Origin of the sequence: Inquilinus sp. (genome assembly GCF_039594555.1) — a bacterium.
GTDB lineage: Bacteria > Pseudomonadota > Alphaproteobacteria > DSM-16000 > Inquilinaceae > Inquilinus.
In genome coordinates, this window is sequence record NZ_JBCNNF010000492.1 from 1 (window position 1) to 4,755 (window position 4,755).

The 4,755-nt window shown below is 69.3% G+C and carries 3 protein-coding genes; 2 read left to right on the forward strand and 1 reads right to left on the reverse strand.

The window, feature by feature from the left end; all coding sequences use genetic code 11:
- A partial coding sequence (locus ABDW35_RS32465; protein ID WP_343717984.1) for an alpha-ketoacid dehydrogenase subunit beta occupies positions 1 to 1,000 on the forward strand: 1,000 nt, incomplete at its 5' end.
- Positions 997 to 2,115: an acetoin dehydrogenase dihydrolipoyllysine-residue acetyltransferase subunit gene (locus ABDW35_RS32470; protein ID WP_343717985.1), complete on the forward strand. Its 1,119-nt coding sequence runs from the start codon at positions 997 to 999 to the stop codon at positions 2,113 to 2,115. The genes ABDW35_RS32465 and ABDW35_RS32470, both read left to right, overlap by 4 nt.
- Before the next feature lie 57 nt (positions 2,116 to 2,172).
- Here the strand turns inward: ABDW35_RS32470 and ABDW35_RS32475 are convergent, their stop codons facing one another.
- A complete protein-coding gene (locus tag ABDW35_RS32475) occupies positions 2,173 to 4,476 on the reverse strand; it encodes a calcium-binding protein (protein ID WP_343717986.1) in 2,304 nt (767 codons plus the stop codon).
- Positions 4,477 to 4,755 lie beyond the last annotated feature (279 nt).

Consider the following 4,755-nt stretch of genomic DNA (forward strand, 5'->3'; position numbering starts at 1 on the left):
CGAGGCGCTGGCGCAGGAGATGCGGCGCGACCCGCGCGTGATCCTGATGGGCGAGGACGTCTCCGGCGGCTCCGGCGCGCCGGGCGAGCAGGATGCCTGGGGCGGGCCGCTGGGCGTCACCAAGGGCCTGTACAAGGAGTTCGGGCCCAATCGGGTGCTGGACACGCCGATCACCGAGAGCGCCTTCATCGGCGCCGCCGCCGGCGCGGCCGCCAGCGGGCTGCGCCCCGTCGCCGAGCTGATGTTCGTCGACTTCATGGGCGTCTGCTTCGACCAGATCTTCAACCAGGCCGCCAAGTTCCGCTACATGTTCGGCGGCAAGGCGGTGACGCCGCTGACCATCCGCACCATGTACGGCGCCGGCTTCCGCGCTGCGGCCCAGCACAGCCAATGCCTGTACCCGGTGTTCACCCACATCCCCGGGCTGAAATGCGTCATCCCGTCCTCGCCCTATGAGGCGAAGGGCCTGCTGATCCAGGCGATCCGCGACGACGACCCGGTGATCTTCTTCGAGCACAAGGTGCTGTACGACATGGAGGAGGAGGTGCCGGACGAGCCCTACACCATCCCCTTCGGCGAGGCGAACCTGGTGCGCGAGGGCGAGGACGTCACCATCGTCGCCATCGGCCGCATGGTGCAGATGGCCAAGGCTGCCGCCGACGCCCTGGCGAAGGAGGGCGTCGACTGCACCATCATCGACCCGCGCACGACCTCCCCGCTCGACATGGACACGATCCTGGAGAGCGTGGAGGAGACCGGACGGCTGGTGGTGGTGGACGAGGCCAGCCCGCGCTGCAACATGGCCACCGACATCTCGGCCCAGGTCGTGGACCAGGCCTTCGGTGCCTTGAAGGCACCGATCAAGATGGTGTCGCCGCCGCATGTGCCGGTGCCGTTTGCGGCGGGGCTGGAGGATCTGTACATCCCCAACGCCGACAAGGTGGCGGCGGCGGTGCGCACGGTAATGGGCGCGCCGCACCGGCGGGAGGCCGCGGAATGACGGGCACGATCCACCCGATCACCATGCCGAAATGGGGCCTGGCGATGACCGAAGGCATGCTCGCCGCCTGGACGGCGGAGGAGGGGGCGCGGATCGAGCCGGGCACCGAGATCGTCGACATCGAGACCAGCAAGATCACCAACGCGCTGGAATCGTCGGTCGCCGGCACGCTGCGCCGGCGGGTGGCGGAAGAGGGCCAGACCCTGCCGGTCGGCGCCCTGCTCGGCGTGGTGGTCGAGGGCGAGGTGGACGAGTCGGAGCTCGACCGCTTCATCGCCGCCTTCCAGGCCGAGGCGGCGGCCGCGGCGGAGAGCGCCGCCCCGCCGCCCGAGCCCAAGGTGATCCAGGCCGGCGGCCGTCCGGTCCGGGTGCTGGTGACGGGGGAGGGTGACGGCACGCCGGTGCTGCTGATCCACGGCTTCGGCGGCGACCTCAACAACTGGCTGTTCACCCAGCCGGCGCTGACCGGCCGCCCGGTCCATGCCATCGACCTGCCGGGCCATGGCGGATCCGGCAAGGATGTCGGGGCCGGCGACATCGCGACGTTCTCCCGGGCGGTGCTGGCCTATCTCGACGCCGCCGGCATCGCCAAGGCGCATCTGGTCGGCCATTCCATGGGCGGCGCCGTCGCCCTGGCCACGGCGCTGGACGCGCCGGACCGGGTGGCGTCGGCGACGCTGATCTCCTCCGCCGGGCTCGGGGCGGAAGTGAACGCCGGCTATATCGAAGGCTTCATCGGCGCGCAGAAGCGCAAGGACCTGAAGCCCTATCTTGAGGCGCTGTTCACCGATCCCGAGCTGGTCACCCGCGACCTGGTCGAGGACGTGCTGAAGTACAAGCGCCTGGACGGGGTCGAGGCGGCACTGCGGACGATCGCCGGCGCCATCTTCCCCGGCGGCCGCCAGGCCATGGTGATGCGCGATCGCCTCGCCTCGGCCAAGGTGCCGGTCCAGGTGATCTGGGGCACGGCCGATGCCATCGTGCCGGCCGTCCATGCCGACGGGCTGCCGGAATCGGTTGCCGTATACCGCTTCGCCGGCAAGGGCCACATGGTCCATATGGAGGAAGCGGCCGAGGTGAACCGGCTGCTCTCGACCTTCATCGGAAACGGCTAGGCGCCGCTCGGGGCCAGGATCTCCCGGCTGTCGGCAGCCGGGAGATCACGCCGCGACCTAGAGCACGAAGTCGCCGGCCGCCAGGGTGATCGCCCCGGTCAGGCCGATGCTGAAATCGGCGGTGCCGTCGCCGTTGACGTCGCCGCTGACCACGGTGGTGCCGCCGACGACCTCCGCCCGCAGCTCGCCGGCATGGTGGCCGAAGGCGGCGGAGCCGATGAAGGTGAAGGCCTGGTTGCCGGCTGCCGTGGTGTTCGCGTCGATGCCGGAGAGGTCGATCCGGTCCCCCTGGGCCTGGCTGAAATCGGCGATCCGGTCGGCATTGGCGCCGAGGCAGCTGTCGCCGATCGCGGTGTAGACGAAGCGGTCCGCCCCGGCATCGCCGACCAGCGTGTCGGCGCCGCCGCGCCCGGTGAGCACGTCGTTGCCGTCAAGGCCGCGCAGGGCGTTGGCGCCGGCATCGCCCGACAGCGTGTCGGCCAGGGTCGAGCCGACGATGTTCTCCACCGCCACCAGCACGTCGCCCTCGGCCTCGCCGCCGCTGGCCTGCACCCCGGGCAGGAGATCGATGGTCACGCCGGCCGTGCTGTTCGAGTAGTAGGCGGTGTCGATGCCCGCCCCGCCATCCAGCCGGTCCGCCCCGGCGCCGCCGGTGAGGACATCGTTGCCGGCATCTCCGGTCAGGATATCGTCCCCGGTCCGGCCCTGAAGGTTGTCGTCGCCGCCGAGCCCGCGCAGGGTGTTGGCGCCGCCATCGCCCTGCAGCGTGTCGGCCAGGGCCGAGCCGAGCACGTTTTCGAAGCCGGTGAAGACGTCGCCCACGGCATCGCTGCCGGCGCCGAGCCCGATGCCGAGCACCAGGTCGATCCGCACCCCGGCGGTACTGTTGGTGTAGTACAGCGTGTCGATGCCGTCGCCGCCGTCGAGCGTGTCGCCGCCCAGGCCGCCCTCGATCGAATCGTTGCCGGCCCCACCGCGCAGAGTATCCGCTCCTTCATGGCCTCGAAGGTCGTCATTGCCGACGCCGCCGTCGAGCGTATCGTCTCCCGCGAGGCCGAGGAGAACATCATTGCCGCTGCCGCCCGTCAGGACATTTTTGGATGCCGACCCGGTCAGGGAGTCATTGGCGTCCGTGCCCTGGATATTCTCGACATCGGCCATGATGTGATCGCCCTCGGCTTCGCCGCCATGGCCGACACCGCCGATCGCGACAGTCACGCCGATCGCGCCGCCATAGACCACGGTGTCGTAATCCATCCCGCCATACAGGATGTCCGCCCCGGCCCCGCCGTTGAGCACGTCGTCGCCATAGCCCCCGACCAGCGTGTCGTTGCCCAGCCCGCCATTCAGCACGTCATTGTTGGTAAAGCCGTCGAGGACACTGTCGAGTGCGTTCCCCGTCACCTGGTCGTCGTAGCGCGAGGCTGTGACGTTCTCGAAGTCCGCGGTGAACGTGTCCCCCTCCGCATCGCCTCCCGACGCGGTCTGCGCCGCGAGGTCGATGTGCACGCCGACGCCGGCGAGGGAATTGCCGCCATAGTCGAGCCGATCCACGCCGGCGCCACCGCTCAGCTGGTCGGCGCCGGCGCCCCCGGAAACGATGTCGTTGCCGTCGCCGCCCGAAACTTGGTCATTGCCCTCGCGTCCGGCCAGGATATCGTCGCCGGTGCCCCCCTCAAGCGTGTCCCCGAAGCTCGTCCCGCCGAGCTGGTCACTCCCGCCGCGCCCCTGGTACTGGACACCGGCGGTCAGATAGAGGGTTGCCGCGTTGATGAAGTCGTTGCCGTCGGTCCCGACGATGCCCTCGATGCTGTTCAGGTCCAGGTCGACGCCATGCGTGATATAGACGCCCACCGTGCCGTTGAAGACCGCGGTGTCGAAGCCGTCGCCGCCATTCAGCACGGCAAGGTTGTCGTCTGTGGCAATGAGGGTGTCATTGCCGGCACCGCCGGTGAGGGTATCGTGGCCGCCCAGGCCGGTCAGAATGTCGTCGCCATTGCCGCCGGTCAGGAGATTGTCCGCGGTTGATCCCGTGAGGCTGTCATTGCCGGCTGTGCCGGTGATGTTCTCGATATCGCCGGCGACGGTGTCGCCTTCCGCTTCTCCGCCATAGGCGACGTCGCCGATCACCACCGTCACGCCTGCCGCGCCGCCATAGACGATGGTGTCGATGCCGGCGCCGCCGATCAGAACATCCGCTCCGGTCCCGCCGTTCAGCGTGTCCGCCCCATCTCCTCCGTTCAGCGTGTCGTTTCCAGCCGCTCCGGACAGGGTGTCGTTCCCGCCCAGCCCGCTCGCACTGTCATTGTCCGGGGTGCCGGCGAACACGTCGTCGCCGCTGGTGCCGATGAAGGTCGCCATGAATCCCTCCCTGAAATGATTGTCGGCCGGACTCCCACGGACGGCCGCATATCCTGCAATGCGCGTAGGATGCCCCCTGTGGGACCAAGGTCTCAAGCCCCGCTTGCGGCCCTCGGCCCCTCCCGCTAGCTTCTGTCCTGCGTGCAAGACGCATCCGGTCCGCGGGAAGGGCAGCGCCCACTTGCCGAAGAGCTGCGCTTCCAGCGTCGATCCTTCTTTCTGCCCGTTGATGCGGATGCCGGGCGTGTGAAAGGAGGAGCGTCATGCCCCATCCCTATG

Bases quoted from the DNA above. Each gene is read 5' to 3' on its own strand.
- ABDW35_RS32470 (WP_343717985.1), top strand. From the start codon at position 997: ATGACGGGCACGATCCACCCGATCACCATGCCGAAATGGGGCCTGGCG.
- ABDW35_RS32475 (WP_343717986.1), bottom strand. From the start codon at position 4,476: ATGGCGACCTTCATCGGCACCAGCGGCGACGACGTGTTCGCCGGCACC.